Source organism: Desulforamulus putei DSM 12395 (genome assembly GCF_900129195.1).
In the GTDB taxonomy this organism is placed as follows: Bacteria; Bacillota; Desulfotomaculia; order Desulfotomaculales; family Desulfotomaculaceae; genus Desulfotomaculum; species Desulfotomaculum putei.
This window is the reverse complement of the sequence record NZ_FQUY01000019.1, coordinates 39,182-56,920: the sequence shown is the minus strand read 5'-3', so window position 1 is coordinate 56,920 and position 17,739 is coordinate 39,182. Positions and strand designations below refer to the sequence as shown.

Below are 17,739 nucleotides of genomic sequence, written 5' to 3'. Positions count from 1 at the left end.
ATATCAGATTTATGTGCAAAATTATCATGATATTACGACATTCTATGCTGGTTATTTGTGAAAAACGGGTACCCTTTTAATTTGCAAATTCACACAATATACTGCGATTTTTTTGCTTCTTCCACTGTCCAGGCTAAAAGCGGTTTGCCCGCTAACAGTCGCAAGTTTTTGCGTGGTATCCCTTTAGAACCACCGCGGGCGGGAATAATAGCTAAAAAAGTCCTATCACGGTACATTAACATTCCCCTTTGCCCCAAAAATCTCCTCATATTCACCATTGGCCTGCTCATAATCGCTCAGGCGTCCAATATCCAACCAGTATTCCCGCACCGGAAAAACGGCCGTTTCCTTCCCCTGTTCCACAATGCGTGCAAGCAAATCGGGCATGTCATAATACATGCCGCGTGGCAGCAATTCCAAAACATCAGGCTGCAGAACATAAATACCGGCATTGACAAAAAAATGTTGCACTGGTTTTTCATCAATACCCAAAAGACGGTGCCCATCTATCTTGACCACACCAAACGGCACCTGCAAGTCAAACTCCCGCACACACATGGTAGCCTGCACCTGGTTATCAATATGAAAGCTCAAAAGCTGGTCAAAATTTACCCGAGTGAGTAAATCACCGTTCATTATCAGCAAAGGATGTTCGGTTTTTTCTGGCAAGAGGCTCAATGACCCGGCCGTTCCCAAACGCTCCTTTTCTTCTATGTATTTAATCTGTACATTCCAGCGGTTGCCATTACCAAAATATTGCTTGATCATGTCCGCTTTATAGTTAACTGAAATATAAAACCGCTCAAAGCCGTATTCAATAAAATTATGCAAAATAGTCTCTAAAATGGGTCGGCTACCCACCTTGAGCAGCGGCTTGGGACAGTCCTGGGTGAGAGGGCGTAGCCGACTGCCTAGGCCGCCAGCCATCAACACCACCAGATTCTCCTTACGCCCTCCTTTGAGCAGTTCCTCCAAAATTTCTATACCCACCACACGCCCGGTTTCGTCCAGCACTGGTATGTGGCGCAGATTCCTGGCCTTCATCACAGCCAGGATTTCCTGACGGTCCTCATTTACCCTGGCCACCGTGGGAGACGAATTCATAACTCTGGATACCGGTTCGTCCAGTGAGAGGCCGCGCAAAATGGCCCGGCGGATATCGCCGTCGGTCACTGTACCCAGCAGCCGCCCAGCATCATCCACCACAAGGGCTATTTGCAGGGCGGCGGAGTCGATAACTTTGATGGTGTTTAATATGGACGCACAGGGTGAAACTAAAACATCTTTCCAGCTTCTCATTTATGCACCACCTTTGCCGGCACTCCCATCACCGTAACGTTATTTGGCACATCATGCACAACAACCGCTCCCGCTGCCACCATGCTGTTGCTACCTATAGAAATTCCCTGAATAACCGTAGCGCCAGCACCTACAAATGCACTATCACCTATCTTTACACCGCCGGCCAAAATTGCTCCCGGCGCAATATGTACGTTATTACCAATAACACAATCATGATCAACAGAAGCTCGAGTGTTAATAACAGTATTATCGCCAATAAGGCACCCCACCTGAACCACAGCACCCGCCATTATCTGCACTCCTTCCCCCAAACGTATCTGGGGAGATAATATAGCAGAAGGATGAATCAATGTTTTGAATTGATAACCTTTCTTCTTAAACAATCTGTATACTTGTTCTCTTTTTTCCCTAGAACCTGCTAAACCTAAACCATTCACCAACAGTATCTCGTCTGGTGAATAATTCAATATAACATCATCATCTCCAATTACTGGCACATTAATTAAGCCTATAGCCCTATCCTTTTCAGTAACGCCAATAACCGGTATATCACAGAACATTAATATGTCAAGGAGGACTTTGGCATGCCCACCGCCACCTACTAATATCACTGGCTTTTTATTACTCATATTTGTTCATCGGGCAGATAATCTTTAACAGCCCACTTTCCAATATAATCCCAGAACAGCATAGGAGAACAACCATCACCCGGACGCTTGGCGGCAATATTTTCTCTAGTAAACTGCTCCCCTTTTTTAATCGGGCAGGCAGCCACCAGGCTGCGCCGCACCACGAGGGTATTCTTTTTTTTTTCTGATGCAGCAGGAATTTTTAGTCCACTGCCCAAGGCCTGTTCCACCTGCCGAATGGCCTCAACCATCTGTTTTAGCTCCACCGGTTCCAGGGAGGCCCGGTGGTCTGGACCAGGCAGATGGCGATCCAGGGTAAAATGCTTTTCAATTACCACCGCCCCGCGGGCCACGGCCGCTATGGGCACTGCAATACCGGGTGTGTGGTCGGAATAGCCCACCGACAAGCCAAAGGCAGCGCGTAAGGTATCCATGGCACTTAGATTAACATCTTCAAAAGGTGCTGGATACTCGGTGGTACAATGCAAGAGGGTAACCTTTTGGCGCAAAGCCTGCTGCCCTTCTGCCGAAGCGTATGCTGCCTGAAAAGCAGCCAGAGAAGGCTTGGTATGGGGCTGGGTATAACCAAAGGCCAACACGCCCAGAGCAGTTTCCACCTCACCCAGAGTGCTCATGCCGGTGGATAAAATCACCGGTTTACCCGTGCGGGCTATGAATAACAAAAAAGGACCGTTGGTTATTTCTCCCGAGGGTATTTTGATTAAAGGCAAGTCAAATTTCCTGACCAGCAAATCAACACTGATCTCATCAAAGGGAGTAGAGAGAAACTGGATGCCCTTCTGCTGGCAGTAGGTTATCAACTCAGAATGCTGATCCTCGGAAAGCTCTAACTTACGCAGCATTTCCAACTGAGACTCATTTTCCTCCGTTGTACGACACTGATATGCCGCTTTTGGTGCCGAACTGCTAACCACCTTTTCCGCCCGGAAGGTTTGAAACTTCACCGCATCAGCCCCGGCCTGCACGGCCACATCCACCAGCTGTTTGGCCAACTCCAAAGAACCATTGTGATTTACACCAGCTTCGGCAATAATAAAAGTTTTCTGACTAAACAAGCTAAAACACCTCATAAAATCGTTTCTTTAACAATGAATTGTAGTTATGAATGCTCTTTAATATATTTACTATTCTCCAAGAACTGTCACCCTTACCATAAGGATTAACTACATGAGAACAATCTAAAACAAGAGCCTTGAATACAGCTTGTTTTATCTCCTCGGCTTTTGGTTGACAGTTAATCACTGAAGCAGCTAATAATCGTCCTTTTTGTCTATCACCTATATTAACTGTAGGTTTTTTAAACGAAGGTACTTCATAAATGCCACTGGAAGAATTGCCAACAACAGCATCGACATGGGCAATAGTACTCAAATAAACTAACTGTCCTAAAGATGTATGAAAAACCGCATTACTGTGTTCATTTACGAATTTGCCTATCAAACTGTTCAATCCTCTACCAGAGGGATCAGCATTGGATGAAGTAAAGACCAAACCAATATCATCAGATAATTCTGTTGATATTTCCCCAAGTGCACGTAACAACTCTGACAGCTGGTATTCAGAAGGAATGTTATCTAGGGTCACAGGGTGAAAAGTAATAAGCAAGTTTTTACTTCTTAATTTAAATCCTAATTTTTTCTCTAACTGCTCCTTATTAAGCAGTGATAATCGTTTTATATTGTCTATAGCCGGGCTACCAATATTGAATATGTTAGTAACATCCTCTCCCAATTGCCTTACACGACGAGCAGCCAGCTCATTGGTAACAAAATGCAGGTGAGCCATCTTAGTTACACAATGTCTTATAGCATCATCAAAAGCGCCCTCTGTGATATCTCCTCCTGCTATATGCGCCACGGGTATCCTGGCCACTAGGGCAGCCTGAGCGGCGGCCAAAATTTCAAATCGGTCACCCAGCAGAACAAGAATATCAGGCTTTAACCTTTCCAAAGCATCAGCAAAACCAATTGTGGCAAGTCCAATGGACTTAGCAATGCCCACCGGCGTATCACTGGAAAGCAGCATTTCAATTTTTTCATTAATGACAAAACCGTCTTCTTCTATTACTTTATATGTCAAACCAAATTCAGGAGAAAGATGCATGCCGGTAGCTATAATTTGCAATTCTAATTCTGGGTCATTCTGTATTTCTTTCATCAACCAGTACAACAGGCCGTATTCGGCCCTAGTCCCGGTTAATACACATATTTTGCGCCTAGACATTTTATCACCGCTTGTTGTTGTTGGTTTTTCTTTGCCAATATTTTGTTGTGGACAATAAACTAGTAATTGCAAGGTATATAGTAAAAATGCTTCATTACAGATGAGAACTGGAAGGTAAATTAATTATCCGGCGCTGCAAACTTTTGGCCACAATTAATTGCCTCTGAGGACACCCCTCATACATGGGCAACTCCGGCATTAGCCGCCATACCGGGCGTGTCTGTATGCCCAGCCGGTGGGTCTCAGCCAACAGGGTATCGCGCAAACTGGCCCATTCTTCGTCCAAAAGCAGGGCATTCAGCCAGTAGTTGCTGCGGGCAAAGGGTGGTTCGGTGAAAAAGCTGACTCCCGGCACGCCGGCCAAGGCAGCCTGGTATTTTTCCGCCAAGGCTCGTTTCTTAGCCAAAAACTCGGGCAGTTTTTCTAGTTGAGCACAGCCTAATGCTGCGTTAATGTTGGGCAGGCGGTAGTTATAGCCCAGCCTGTCATGGTAAAATTTCCAGGCATGGGGTAACTTGGCCGTAGTAGTGAGATGCTTGGCCAAACGGGCCAGTTCAGGATCATTGGTCAGTATGGCACCACCTCCACCAGTAGTGATGATTTTATTGCCGTTGAAACTCAAAGCGGACAAAAGACCAAAGGTACCCACATGGCGGCCTTTGTACAGCGAACCAAGGGCTTCGGCAGCATCTTCCACCAGCACCAGATGGTAGTGTTGGCACAGCTCCTGTAAAGGGTCCAGATCCACCGGATGGCCAAAGGTATGCACGGGCAAAAGAACGGCTATACGCCGCCCGGTCAGGCGGTTGTAACAGCAGCTATCTTTCAGTTGGGCAATCTCCTGCAGGTAGTCGCCCAGTTTTACCGGATCCACCCCCAGGGTGTCGGGAGCGTTGTCCACAAAGTGGGGCTGGGCACCACAGTAACACACGGCATTGGCCGTGGCAACAAAGGTGAGGGCAGGCATAAGCACTTCATCGCCCGGTTGTACACCGGCCAGCTGAAGGCAGATGTGCAGGGCGGCCGTGCCATTAACAGTGACTACTGCATAGCCGGCGCCGGTGTACTCGGCAAGCATTTGTTCAAAGCGCGTAACATAACCGCCAACCGAGGAAACCCAGCCGCTGTCCAGGCAGTCCTTTACATAGGCCCATTCGTTGCCGACAAAGCAAGGTTCGTGCAGGGCTATCTGTTCTGCCGCAGGTAAAACCGATTTGATGGCGTTTATTATTTGTTCCACCAAGCTATTGCTGTCCATACTCCACCAGACCTTTAAATATTATACAATTCCGCCTTGTAGCGGGACAAGTTGGCCGGGTTGGTAAACCAGCAAATGGTTTCCCCAAGGCCCCTAGCCAGTCCCTCCCGCCCGGCATACCGGGGCTGCCAGTCCAGCAAACGGCAGGCTTTACCGTTGTCGGCGCACAAGCGCTCCACTTCGCTGGCGGCTGGGCGCAAACGAATTTCATCGGTAACGATTTCAAGATCGTCCACCCCCATCAACTCAGCAATCAGCCGGGCCGTATCACCAATAGATATTTCATAACCGCTACCGATATTAATCACTTCACCAGCGCAGTTTTCGGCTGTCAGGGTGGCGATAAAACCGTTTACTGTATCTTTAATGTAATTAAAATCCCGCGTGGGGTGTAAAGCACCCAGTTTCAGCCGCCGCTGCCCGCCTGCCAGCTGTGTAATAATAGTGGGAATGACGGCCCGGGCAGATTGACGAGGGCCATAGGTGTTGAAAGGGCGCACAACGGTTACGGGCAGACCAAAAGATAGGTAAAAAGATAAAGCCAGCTGATCCGCAGCTATTTTGGTAGCCGCATAGGGGGACTGAGCCTGCAAAGGATGCTCTTCATTAATGGGCACAAAACGGGCCGTGCCGTAAACCTCGCTGGTGGAAGTTTGGATAAACTTTTCCACGCCCACCTCCCGGGCGGCCTGCAAAAGATTGAGCGTACCTCTTATGTTGGTATCCACATAGGTGTCCGGCGAATGGTAGGAATAAGGGATGGCAATCAAGGCTGCCAGGTGAAGTACAACTTGGCAACCCTGTAAGGCCTTTTTAACACCGTACGGATCCCGGATATCACCGGCAAAAATTTCAATATTATCTTTTATATCTACCGGAACTCCGTCCAACCATCCCCAGGAATTAAAAGAATTATATAAAACAAAGGCCCTCACCTGGTGACCCCGGCGCACCAGTTCTTCCACTAAGTGGGAACCTATGAAACCGTCGGCTCCTGTTACCAGTATTTTTTTATTAATCAAAGTTTACACCTCTATTTTCGACTTTCAGGACTATGCTGGTATTCATTTGCATTTATCTTATACTTAGATAATATTTTTTAACTCATACTCTAATATATCTGCAAGCACTATACCGTTTTTTTCTTCCATAGCTTTTAATAATCTTGGAAGAAGATTAGCTATTTTTATTTTTAAATTATAGACAGAAATATCTTCACTTTGTATATTCATAATTTCTTCAATCATTTCAATAATTTTTAAAACCAGGTCCATAGCTTTCTTTTCTTCCCCGGTAAGTAAATAACGCCAAGCAAGGGTGCAATAATCTTTAATTAAACACAAACAATTATTTAACCCCTTGTTAGCTGACATATCATCAATCCTTTACATGTTATTAAGAGACTGCAATTCTGCGTCGCCATATTGTATAGCATTTAATACTATTAAGCAAAGCTCATATATTTTAGAATAGTATCTTTTCTTCGCTTCCAAAGGTAAATCTATTTCCTGTAATTGAGCAGCATGTTCACTAAGATTATTAAATAAAAAATTATATAGCGATACTTCTTGCTTTATCACCTGATTATAAAACAGAAGTTGATCTAACTTTTTCTCTAACTGTTTAACAATAGTTAATTTTTTTATCTTAAACCTATTGTCCTTGGTGTGATTAAATACCTCTTCAATGGTTGTTATAATCTTAGCGCAATATTCTTTTATTTTTGTTGCCTGTGCTTCTATCTGGTTAATAATATTTAAGACTTGCTCCGGTAATACAATATGTTTATGGTTTTGATAGATTTGCCTAAATCTTTGACTTATTTCATAACAACGGTTTAATTTCTCTTTTTTAATATCTTCCAGGCAAGCATTATAAGCGCCTGCTATGGGTAAACCATATTGGGTACAATTTATGAAAGTTGTTTCAGGATATATTTTAATTAATGCTTCGGTGGCAGACCTCATGGCTAGCATGGATCTGGTGGTGTAAACCAGTTCTCCATGTTTATTTTTAGTTTCTATGTAACCCTTTCCTTTTAAAAATTCCGGCCTGGTTTCTTCAAAATAAGTGGCCCCCTTGGCGTAAGTTTGATTCTTAGAGTAGCATAAATCTTGACCAACCAAGATAATGGGGTTACAACCCATTTTTGCTAGTAAATCCAACACAGATATGGACACCGAGGCCCCGGAGGCAATTTTCACGCATTCTTGAGCCAGTTGGCTGTATACGTATTGATCAAAACTATGCAGCGCAAAGAAAAATTTTTCTCTTTTAAACATGGGTAACACTTTATAATTTACCATAAAACTAAAAAACAAGGCTATGTCCTGGTTATATTCGTTTTTTTCAAATAATCTGGCTTCTGCAAAACTGCCATCAATGGCACCAACCGCATGCCCTTTAATCCCGTTATTTTCTAAAACAGAGAAAGCACTGCCAACCGGAACTATTAATGCCTTATCATATAATTCCTTTAAAATTGGCAGGTCATTTTCTAAGGAAGGGCCAGCTCCCACCATAACAGCAGGAACATTATTAAAAATACTGCCAAATCTTTCAACAGGTACACAATTAAAAAGTTGTTTTAAGTTTAATATATAATTTTGAACCCACTGCTTATCATGACTTCTAACAGTATTAATAGATACCAACAGAGCATTTATTTTTTCCTTTATTGCCAACTGAATTTGCTCAATATGTCCTCGGAACAGGTAGTCATAACCGGGCAGGGGGGAGAAGAAAAACTTCACACTTTTTTGCTGCTTAATCACCTCGGAAATAAAGCGAGAAATCTCCTCTGGACGATTATCTTGAATAAAATAAACATTATGTTTCTCTAAACAAGAAAGGTCAAAAAAATGCAAATTATAGTAAAATATCTCTTCATCTGGCTCGATAATAAGCAAAGAATAAAAAACCTCACTGTTTAACAGTTCCAGCAATTCATAACCCAAACCCATTCCATAAATAACTATAATTTGTTTACCAGTGGCCTTTGGCAAATTATCCAACCAGAGCGAGCATTGCCTGCCAATGTTATAATCACTATAAATTGGGTAGTCTTTGCCATTATATTTTTTTATCAGATTGGGAAGCCCTTGTTTATTTAAAGTTAATAATGTGCTTAGAGGTTTTGTTTTTCTTATTTTTTGAAATAATGCATGGTTATGCTTCTTTAGCCACTGAAGATTTTGGTTAAATATCTTTTTGTCCATGTTAGCTCCCCTGTAACAAAAAAGTCTTTATTTTAAAAGAGCCAGCCTTTTGGGCTGGCTCCAATATATTTTGTTTTAGGTTAACGTAAAAGCTGAAGTACGCCTTGGGGTTGCTGGTTAGCTTGCGCCAGCATAGCCTGGGCAGCCTGGGAAAGGATGTTCATCTTGGTGAACTCCATCATTTCCTTGGCCATATCTACGTCACGGATACGGGACTCAGAAGCACTCAGGTTTTCACTGGCGGTGCCCAAGTTGTTGATGGTGTGCTCTAAGCGGTTTTGGATAGCACCCAACTTGGAACGCTCGGTGGAAACTTTTTCAATGGCGTTGTTGATAGTGGATACAGCAGCGTTGGCAGCATACTTGTCGCTGACATTAATAATCTTACCGGTACTATCCTTAATCCCCAACGCTTCTGCCCTCATATCATTAATACCAATCTGCATGGTTTGGCCGGAGTTAGCGCCGATCTGTGTAGTGATAGCTTTAGTGGTATCAGTGGATTCAGCAACATGCTTATTCAAAATAATGGTAAAGCTATCACCGGATTTAAACTTGGTAAGATCATCAACCTTAAATTTTACGGCAGCACCAGAGGCAATTATGCCTGTAGCAAAATCAAATGTACCGTTAGTAGTGCTAACAGTAACTTTGGAAGCATCAATTTTATTGCCAAGAGAATCTCTGAACTCATACGCACCTACCGTAGCTGCAGCCTCGGTTAACCTGGTAATGGTAATAGCACCATTAACAATACATTTGTCGGCTATATTAGTTGCTGCGCCAGTTGCAGCACTTAAGGCAGCTGCGCTATTAGCCTGTATGCTGTAGGTGCCTTTTTTCTCAGCATTAACACCCACTACATCGCCATTTAACAGTTTTTTGGTGTTAAACTCGGTGGTGTTAGCGATGCGGTCAATTTCGTTTGCTAACTGGTTAACCTCATCTTGAATAGCTTTACGGTCAGCATCGGTGTTGGTGTCGTTAGAGGATTGCACAGCCAGTTCGCGCATACGCTGAAGAATAGAGTGGGTTTCATTTAATGCACCTTCAGCAGTTTGGATAAGAGAGATGGTATCCTGGGCGTTGCGAGATGCCTGGTCTAAGCCCCGGATTTGACCACGCATTTTTTCAGAAATAGCCAAACCCGCAGCATCATCACCGGCACGGTTGATACGCAGACCTGAAGACAGTTTCTCCAAAGACTTCTGGGTTAAAACATTGTTGGTAGACAGTGAACGATAGGTGTTCAGCGCTGCAATGTTGTGGTTAATTCTCATCCTTATTTCCTCCTTGAATTTTTTATGTACCGCAGTCCTTTGCGGTAGTTGGTTTAGGTTATACCCCGTCGGCCGCCGGGATTCCCTTTCTGCTATTGTTATCGGTAGTTCGGCAGTAAAGTTTAGGGACAAAACTAAAAATTTTATCTGTGCAGCATTATGCCAATGTTTGTTAATTAGGACGCAATTTTAATGCCCGGATAAAATATTGCCCTCAGGCATAATCGTCCAAATACCGCCCCTTTGTTTTTTCCTCCGGTTCATCGGTTTTTACCAGCAGGGCCAGCGCTTCCTCCGGGGTTAGGTCCCGGGTCTGGCCCTTCGCCCTGTCTTTCACCCTTACCCTGGTCACTTTGCCCTGTTTGATTATTGCAAATTCCAGGGCCTGGTTTAATAAATACGCCAGGTGGTTCAGCTGTTCCACCGCCCGGTTGAGGTCGTGGTGAAGCAGGTTCTGGGCCATATCCCGGGCCTGCAGGACGGCGGGGTCGGGCAGGGGCTTGACCCTGCCGGCGGCGTCGCCCTGGCGGGCGATAAGGTCCTGGGCGGCCAGGTTTTGCAGGCCGCCGGCGCCGATTTTCATAAGGCAGCACCTCCTTGGGTCAGCCGGCCGGGGCCGGCAAGCAACAGGGGTAGGAGGTTGGGTGGCTAACTCATAAACAAGGTAGCCTGCGGCATTTTGGGTTTGTTATGCCGTCCAGGCATGGCAGGTTAGGCTGTGTGGCCGGAATATCTGCTGTTACTTCAAATACTGCAGCAGGCTGACGTTAAGCAGGTTGGCGGCGGTCATCAGGGAGGCCTGGTGCACCAGCTGGTTTTCCGCCGCTTCGATGGTGAGTTTGGCGATGTCTGCCCCCTGAATGTCCACCAGTCTTTCTTTCAGCTTAGTTTCCTGGTCTGCCAGCTGTTCCTGCACTGCCTCCAGGTGGCGGGTGCGGGCGCCCACCGCCACCCGGTGGGTTAATATTTCGTCGTGGGCGGTGTCCAGCTGGCCTAGGGCGGCGTTAATACCGGCGGTGTCCCCGGCCCTTAGTTGGTCCCGCAGGTTCTTCAGCACGTCCAGGGGGCCGCCGCTCACCTCGGTCCAGATTTGGCCGGAACCGGGCGGGTCTTCAATGGTGTTGGCCGTCAGCTTGCCAAAGACGCCGTTATTGGCTGAGCCGGCGTCTTCCACCCCGGGCGCCACCACTGCATAACTGCTGCCAAAGAGGATTTCCCGCTGCACCAGGTCGGTATTGCCGCGGTAATATATTTTATCGTCTTTGCGCATAAAGGGGGGCATGCCGTTCTGGGTGCCGGCAAAGAGGTATTTGCCGCCCAAGCTGCTGTTGGCCAGGTCCACCAGTGCGTCAATTTGTTTGTCGATTTGCTCGGCAATGGCCTGGCGGTCCTCTTGGGTGAGGGTATCATTGGCCCCCTGCAGGGCTAAAACCTTGGCATCCTGCAGGGTTTTGCCGACGGTGTCTAGGGCGGTGTCGCTTTGGTTTAAGTAACCCAGGCCGTCCTGGATGTTGCGCAGGTACTGCTCATTGCCCATCAGGGTGGCATTGATGGCCATCAGGTGGCTGATTTCTGACGGGTTATCAGAAGGCCTGTTGATGGTTTTGCCGGTGGCGCTGTGTTCCTGGGTTTTGGCCGACCGCTGCAGGTTATTCTGAATATAACGGCACATGTTATTGGCCAGCAGGGTATTGGAAACTCGCAGCATTTACTGCACCTCCCCTTTATCGAATGCGGTTAATTAAATAGTCCAGCATCTCATCCTGTAAGGCGATCATACGGGCGGAGGCCTGGTAACCGTACTGGAATTGCATCATGCGGGTCAGTTCTTCGTCCACCGAGACACCGGACACCGACTGGCGCAGGGCTTCAATCTGCCCGCCGATGGCCTGCTGGTTTTCCAGCATGTTGGCATGGTGATCCACACTGGCCCCCACCTGGGCCACAATACCCTGGTAAAAGTTTTCAAAGGTAGTATTGGTAACATCGCCAATGGTCAGGAGGGTGCTGCGCAGGCGGGCCACATGGATGGCGTTTTGTCCGATAATGTCAGTGGAGCCGGCCTTTACTTTAATATCTGCGGCCCCGGTGGTGGCTGAGTCAAAAAATTCAATGCCGGAGCCGGGCGGCGTGTCGGTAGCCGCAGCATTCACCCGGGCCACCAGTGTCAGAGCAAGATCGTCCAAATCCTTTAACAATTTTTGGTTATCCAGCCGGGCGGATTCCAGCCCCAGCAGGGAGCCCTGGCCGGAGCCGGGCAGGGCCGGAGAGTAGGCGGCCCTGGCAGTTAAATCCAGCCTGGCATCGGCCGCATCAAAGGAGCCGTCAAAGTCCAGGAACAGGTGGTAATGGGGGTCAGCAGCGGTATCCTTAAAAACCGCTACCTTGCCTGCCTCCACCTGGCCGCCGTTCATACGGATAATGTCAAAGCTGCCGCTGTCATCAATGAATTTCACTTGGATTTGCCCGCTGTCGCTGACGACGGTTTTAATGTTGCCGAACTTGGCCAGTTCATCCAGCAAAGCGTCCCGCTGGTCCAGCAGGTCGTTGGGAGAGGCGCCGTTTTGCCTTAAGCGAATGATGGTATTGGAAAGATCCGCTATCCTTTTGGTTAACAGGTTGATCTTATCCGCCTCATAGCTCATCATGCCACCCACCACCTGGTAATAGCCCGGTGGGGATTCGCTGTCCGAGGTGACAGCGATACCCTCGCCAATGGTGCTGAGCTGGGTGTGCATTTGACGGAAAATGCCAGCCAGCTCGTCGGCCGATTCAATAACTGCCTTTTTCACCCCGGGGTCCTCCGGGTTGTTGTTCACATCCTGCCAGTCGTTAAAGAAATTGAGCAGCACCGTCTGCAGGCCCCGGCCGTCCGGTTCCGGGAATACCGTTTCCATACGCTTGGCAAGATCCAGTTTTTTCTCCCAGTAGCCCTCGTAACTGCCGGACTGCCGGGCCTGCACATCCAGGTAATAGTCCCGGATGCGCCTCACTTCTTCCACCGTGACGCCGGTGCCCAGCTGGCCCGGCAGCATTTTGGTGGCCAGGTCCGGCAGGGTCCAGGGATCGGTGGGTTTTAACACCGCCTCCTGGCGGGAGTAGCCGGCGGTGTTGGCGTTGGCAATGTTGTGGCCGGTGACATCCAGGGCGGTGCGGTGGGACATAACGCCCCGTTTTGCTATTTCCAGTCCAAACCATGTTCCGGGCATGTAATAACCACCTTTTTGGGCCTTCAGCCATGGGCTGGCGGCCTTCAGCTTATTAGAATGATCTTTCTTAAACAGTTCTGTTTATCAGCGAAACAGTTTCCTTGGCAACAGATGTCTGTCCGCCGGGGTTGTAGGTCGCTTGACCCGGCTGCAAGACCTTGATAAGGATATCGTTAAACTGCAGGGCCTGCCTGGCAAGGATTTTATTGATCTGAACCATCTGATTGATTGCTTCGGTTGTTTCTCTCAGTGACTGAGCAATTTTATTTAAATCCTGCGCTGCCTGGGCAGGCGCGTAGACCAGGGTTTCACTTAATGTAGCGCCTGCGGGCAAATGAAGTTTTGCCTCCAGGGCCCTTTGTATTTCTTCTCTCTTCTTATCCAGAAACTTCGCCTGAGCTGAAATGCTGTCCAGCTCTTTAACCGCCTGTTGAATGGCCGCGATGTCGTTGTTCCGCAGGGCAGCATTGTGCTTTTCCGTGGCCCGCAGCATGGCGGCAAGTTTTTCATGGAGCGCCGTCAGTATCTGCAGCAGGTTAAAAAATAAAGACTCCATCTGCACCATCCTTTAAATCATTTTGTCCAGGAGCCTCTCTTTAAGTATGCCATCTGCAATTTTATCGGCATCCGGCTTGTAGGCGCCGGCTTGGATGTCTCTTTTTATGCGGTTTACCAGGTCTTCCCGCATTTCCGGCAGGTTTTTCAGGGCAGTCTCAATTTCCTTTTTAAACCTGGCTTCGTCGGAAAGCTGTACGGAATCTCCTGCGGGCCGGTCGGCCCTGTTCAGCTTGCTTTGATCCGCCTTATGCTGGTTATAAGCCTTGAGAACTTCTCCGGCGGGTTTAAATCCTGATATTTTCATCTCCATCACCTGCAAATCCTCTCTACTGGTCTATATATCGGCAGGTCAAGACCTTTTCTTTACACTGATTTTTTAAAATACCGCCTGAATTTCCCGGGCAATTTGCGGTAAAGGAACTATTTTTTGGGCCGCCCCCAAATCTACCGCCGCCTTGGGCATGCCGTAGACCACACAGGTGCTTTCGTGCTCGGCAATGGTGAGGCCGCCCTGTTCTTTAATGGCCAGCATGCCCCGGGCGCCGTCACGGCCCATGCCGGTGAGGAGCACACCCAAGGTGCGGCAGCCGTAGACTTCGGCGGCGGATTGCATCACCCAGTCCACCGAGGGGCGGAAGCCGCCGGGGGGCAGGGGTTGACCGAAATTACTGAGGGTCACGGTGGCGCCGTTTCCTTTGGGCCTGAAACTTAAGTCATAGCCTGCGGGGGCCACCAGGACCTGGCCGGGTTTTATTTCGTCGCCTTCTTCGGCATGGCGGACCGAGATGGCGCTTTTCTTGTCCAGGTGTTCCGCCATGGATTTAGAGAAACCCACCGGGATGTGCTGAACAATCACCACACCGGCGGGCAAATTGGCAGGCAGGTAAGGAATGATTTGCTGCAGGGCAGCGGGACCGCCGGTGGAACAGCCGATGACCACCAGGTCGATTTTGCCGCAAAGCTTTTTTCTGGGCGCCATAACCGGCCTCTGGGGCGGTGCTGGCCTGGCCGGTGCCGGGGGCGATACCGCGGCTTTCACCACCCGGCGCAGGGAGACCCTGGCGGCTACCTTTATTTTGGTCTTCAGGTCCTCCACCATTTTCGGCAGTTCGGCAGAGGTACCCGGTTTCGGCACAAAGTCCGTCGCTCCGGCGGACAGGGCATCCATGGTGGCCCTGGCGCCCTCGTGGGTATGGGCGCTCAGCATCACGGTGGGGGTGGGGCATTCCACCATCATGCGGCGCAGGGTGGCAATGCCGTCCAGTTTGGGCATTTCCACGTCCAGGGTGACAACATCCGGTTTGAGGGCTTTGATTTGCTGCAGGGCCTCCAGGCCGTCCGCCGCGGTTCCTATGACTTTAATGTCCCAGTCTTCCTCCAGCAGGCGGCTGATCAGCCGCCGCATGAGGGAGGAATCGTCTACCACCAGAACCTTAACCGGCAGCATAGGCCGTCTCCTCGGCCCCCAGGTCTTTCACCAGTCCCCGTACGTCAACAATGAGAGCCACTTTGCCGTCTCCCAGGATGCAGGCGCCGGAGAGGCCCGGTACCTGACCGAGGTAATCGCCCAAGGATTTGATGACGATTTCCTGCTCGCCCAGCAGTTTATCCACCACCACCGCGATTTTCTTGTCGCCGGAGCCCAGGATCACCACAAACATTTTGCTGTCTTCCACACAGTCCGGGCAGTTGAACAGCCGGCCCAGTCTGGCCAAGGGCAGAATTTTATCCCTCACCACAATGACTTCGTTGTTGCCGATGCGGCGGATATCCTGGTCGGTAATGCGAATGGTTTCGGACACGTTGGTCAACGGGAAAGCATAAACCTGTTTGCCTAGGGTCACCATGAGGGCCCGAATGATGGCCAATGTCAGGGGCAGCCGGATGGTGATGGTGGTGCCGGCGCCGGGTTTGGTGTCCAGTTCCACGGTACCGTTGATTTGCTCGATGGCGGTGTTCACCACATCCATGCCAACGCCGCGGCCTGATAAGTCGCTGACTTCATTGTTTTTGGTGGAAAAGCCCGGTTTAAAAATCAGCTGCAGGGCCTCGCGATCGCTCATGCGATCTGCCGTTTCCCGATCCGCAAAGCCCATTTCCACGGCCTTGTTTCTGATTTTATTGGCATCGATGCCCCGGCCGTCGTCCCGGACGGTGATGACGATATGGCTTTCGGCATAGGAGGCCTTCAGCAGCAGGGTACCCGTGGCAGGCTTGCCGGCCGCCAGACGCTCTTGCGGGGACTCAATGCCGTGGTCGATGGCGTTACGAATCAGGTGGATGAGGGGGTCGCCGATCACCTCGATAACGTTGCGGTCCAGTTCGGTTTCCTTGCCTTCCACCACAAAGTCAATTTCTTTGCCCAGCTTCTGGGCGGTGTCCCGCACCATGCGGGGGAACCGGTTAAATAACTGGGCCACCGGCAGCATGCGGGCCTTCATGATCTGTTCCTGCAGGTCGCCGGTTACCTGACCCAGGTGATTGGAAATTTCGTTAATTGCTTCCACCAGGTCATCGGAACCATAGCGGGACTCAAAAATCTCGGCAAAGCGGTTCAGGCGGGTGCGGTCAATGACCAGTTCGCCCACCAGGTTCATCAGGTTGTCCAGCTTGGTTACATCCACCCGGACGGTTTTTACGGCCTTCTTGTCGCCGGGTTCCTGTTTGAGCGCGTTATTTTCCGGTGTGACAGGCCGCACCCCCGGGGTTGCTTCAGCCCTGGCCGGGGTCTTGGGGCTTTCTGCGCTGCTCAGGATCACCGGTTGAACTTCCGCCTCGGTTACTTCCGAAATGGTAATCATTAAATTCTTAATCCTGTCGGCGTCCTCTTTGGTGATCAACAACACCTGGAAGCCCACATCGTATTTGCCTTCCTGAATGTCCTCCGCGGCAGGCTCGCATTTGATGATTTCGCCCACCTGCTGCAGGGTCTCAAAAACCAGGAAGGCCCGCACGTTTTTCATCTGGCAGTCCCGGTCGATATCAACGGCCACTCTATAGCACTGGAAACCCCTTAATTCTGCTTCCCGAATCACATTTTCTTCTACATCACTTATTTCCAGCCAGCGGCGGGCGACCGGGGCGCTGTCGGCGGCAGCCCGTTGGGCCGGCGCCTCAGGCACGGCCGCAGGTTGTACCGGTACTTCGACGGCTGCGCCGCCTTCTACAAATTCTTTGATTTTGCCCACCACCGCAGAGGTGTCCACCGCCGGGCCGTCCCCGGTTACTTCTTCCTTCAAGGCCTTCAGGGTGTCCAGGGCCTCAAACAGCACATTAACCATGGCGGAGGTTACATGTACTTCGCCATGGCGGATCTTATCAAAGAGGTTTTCCATTTCGTGGGTAAGGTTGGCCATGTTTTGGTAACCCATGATGCCGGAGGAACCCTTTATGGTATGGGCCGCACGAAAAATCTCCTGGATGATGTCGGGGTTCCCTTCATCCCGTTCCAGAGCCAGCAGGCCGTCGTTAATGACCTGAATTTTTTCTTCCAACTCATCTATAAATACCCCAATTTCCAGATCTGAAAACATGTTCCGTCCCTCCTAGGTCTGGCTCCCACCGATATTGGCCTGCAGCAACTGGTGCTTTTCTTCTTCCATCAGGATTTTGTCCTGGTCTAAAAGGATAATTAATCTTTCTTCCAAAATGGCGATGCCCCTCAGGTAAGCCGCATCGATGCCGTTGACCACCGGCGGGGGAGGTTCAATGCTGCTGACGGGTATCCGCAGCACTTCCTGGACGGAATCCACAATCATGCCGATGGTTTGGCCAGACACCTCCACAATGATAATGCGGCTGGCCTGGGTTCTCTGGTTTTGGCCCAAACCAAAACGCACGCTCAGGTCGATCACCGGGATGATGCGCCCCCGCAGGTTTATGACCCCCTCTACAAAATGAGGGGCGCGGGGGATTTTGGTAATGCTTTCCATGCGGATAATTTCATAAACGGAATTAATATCTATGCCGTAGACTTGCTCTGCCAGTTGAAACACAACGATTTGTTCTTCCTGGTTGCTTTGCATGGCTTTTGCCATGTCC

Annotated in this window: 18 protein-coding genes; all 18 read right to left on the bottom strand. The window is 49.2% G+C overall.

Annotated features, from left to right (window positions below; translation table 11 throughout):
* Positions 1–89: 89 nt before the first annotated feature.
* Positions 90–236, bottom strand: a complete 147-nt coding sequence (locus tag BUB67_RS11920) for a cytidylyltransferase domain-containing protein (RefSeq protein WP_084127723.1) — start codon at positions 234–236, stop codon at positions 90–92.
* Positions 226–1,299, bottom strand: a complete 1,074-nt coding sequence (locus BUB67_RS11915) for a nucleotidyltransferase family protein (RefSeq protein WP_073239647.1) — start codon at positions 1,297–1,299, stop codon at positions 226–228. The genes BUB67_RS11920 and BUB67_RS11915 overlap by 11 nt, the downstream gene beginning before the upstream one ends.
* Positions 1,296–1,931, bottom strand: coding sequence for an acetyltransferase (locus BUB67_RS11910; protein WP_073239646.1), 636 nt, complete (start codon positions 1,929–1,931; stop codon positions 1,296–1,298). Before BUB67_RS11910 ends, BUB67_RS11915 begins: the two co-directional genes overlap by 4 nt.
* A complete protein-coding gene (neuB, locus tag BUB67_RS11905) occupies positions 1,928–3,007 on the bottom strand; it encodes an N-acetylneuraminate synthase (RefSeq protein WP_238457041.1) in 1,080 nt (359 codons plus the stop codon). The genes BUB67_RS11910 and neuB overlap by 4 nt, the downstream gene beginning before the upstream one ends.
* Position 3,008: 1 nt before the next feature.
* Positions 3,009–4,247: a UDP-N-acetylglucosamine 2-epimerase gene (neuC, locus tag BUB67_RS11900; RefSeq protein WP_238457040.1), complete on the bottom strand. Its 1,239-nt coding sequence runs from the start codon at positions 4,245–4,247 to the stop codon at positions 3,009–3,011.
* A gap of 22 nt (positions 4,248–4,269) precedes the next feature.
* Positions 4,270–5,433 (bottom strand): LegC family aminotransferase, encoded by a 1,164-nt coding sequence (locus BUB67_RS11895; protein WP_073239643.1) that lies wholly within the window; start codon positions 5,431–5,433, stop codon positions 4,270–4,272.
* A gap of 14 nt (positions 5,434–5,447) precedes the next feature.
* Positions 5,448–6,452, bottom strand: a complete 1,005-nt coding sequence (locus BUB67_RS11890) for an NAD-dependent 4,6-dehydratase LegB (protein ID WP_073239652.1) — start codon at positions 6,450–6,452, stop codon at positions 5,448–5,450.
* 66 nt (positions 6,453–6,518) lie between these two features.
* The gene (locus tag BUB67_RS11885; RefSeq protein WP_143157074.1) at positions 6,519–6,806 is read right to left on the bottom strand and encodes a hypothetical protein; all 288 of its coding nucleotides are present in this window, start codon (positions 6,804–6,806) and stop codon (positions 6,519–6,521) included.
* Between the two features lie 12 nt (positions 6,807–6,818).
* Complete coding sequence (locus BUB67_RS11880; protein ID WP_073239641.1) at positions 6,819–8,651, bottom strand: motility associated factor glycosyltransferase family protein; 1,833 nt, start codon at positions 8,649–8,651, stop codon at positions 6,819–6,821.
* An 80-nt stretch (positions 8,652–8,731) separates the two neighbouring features.
* On the bottom strand, positions 8,732–9,931 hold the full coding sequence (locus BUB67_RS11875) for a flagellin N-terminal helical domain-containing protein (protein WP_073239640.1): 1,200 nt from the start codon (positions 9,929–9,931) through the stop codon (positions 8,732–8,734).
* 214 nt (positions 9,932–10,145) lie between these two features.
* Complete coding sequence (locus tag BUB67_RS11870) at positions 10,146–10,514, bottom strand: flagellar protein FlaG (RefSeq protein ID WP_073239639.1); 369 nt, start codon at positions 10,512–10,514, stop codon at positions 10,146–10,148.
* 156 nt (positions 10,515–10,670) lie between these two features.
* Positions 10,671–11,639 carry a flagellar hook-associated protein FlgL gene (gene flgL, locus BUB67_RS11865; RefSeq protein WP_073239638.1) on the bottom strand — a complete coding sequence of 323 codons (969 nt, stop codon included), beginning with the start codon at positions 11,637–11,639 and terminating at the stop codon, positions 10,671–10,673.
* Between the two features lie 16 nt (positions 11,640–11,655).
* Complete coding sequence (locus BUB67_RS11860; RefSeq protein ID WP_073239637.1) at positions 11,656–13,140, bottom strand: FlgK family flagellar hook-associated protein; 1,485 nt, start codon at positions 13,138–13,140, stop codon at positions 11,656–11,658.
* Between the two features lie 67 nt (positions 13,141–13,207).
* Entirely contained in the window at positions 13,208–13,696 is a 489-nt protein-coding gene (locus tag BUB67_RS11855; protein ID WP_073239636.1) for a flagellar protein FlgN, read from the bottom strand.
* A 12-nt stretch (positions 13,697–13,708) separates the two neighbouring features.
* Entirely contained in the window at positions 13,709–14,008 is a 300-nt protein-coding gene (gene flgM, locus BUB67_RS11850; protein ID WP_238457045.1) for a flagellar biosynthesis anti-sigma factor FlgM, read from the bottom strand.
* 66 nt (positions 14,009–14,074) lie between these two features.
* On the bottom strand, positions 14,075–15,145 hold the full coding sequence (locus BUB67_RS11845) for a protein-glutamate methylesterase/protein-glutamine glutaminase (protein ID WP_073239635.1): 1,071 nt from the start codon (positions 15,143–15,145) through the stop codon (positions 14,075–14,077).
* Entirely contained in the window at positions 15,132–17,231 is a 2,100-nt protein-coding gene (locus BUB67_RS11840) for a chemotaxis protein CheA (protein WP_073239634.1), read from the bottom strand. The genes BUB67_RS11845 and BUB67_RS11840 overlap by 14 nt, the downstream gene beginning before the upstream one ends.
* A gap of 12 nt (positions 17,232–17,243) precedes the next feature.
* Entirely contained in the window at positions 17,244–17,735 is a 492-nt protein-coding gene (locus BUB67_RS11835) for a chemotaxis protein CheW (RefSeq protein ID WP_073239633.1), read from the bottom strand.
* Positions 17,736–17,739: the final 4 nt, after the last annotated feature.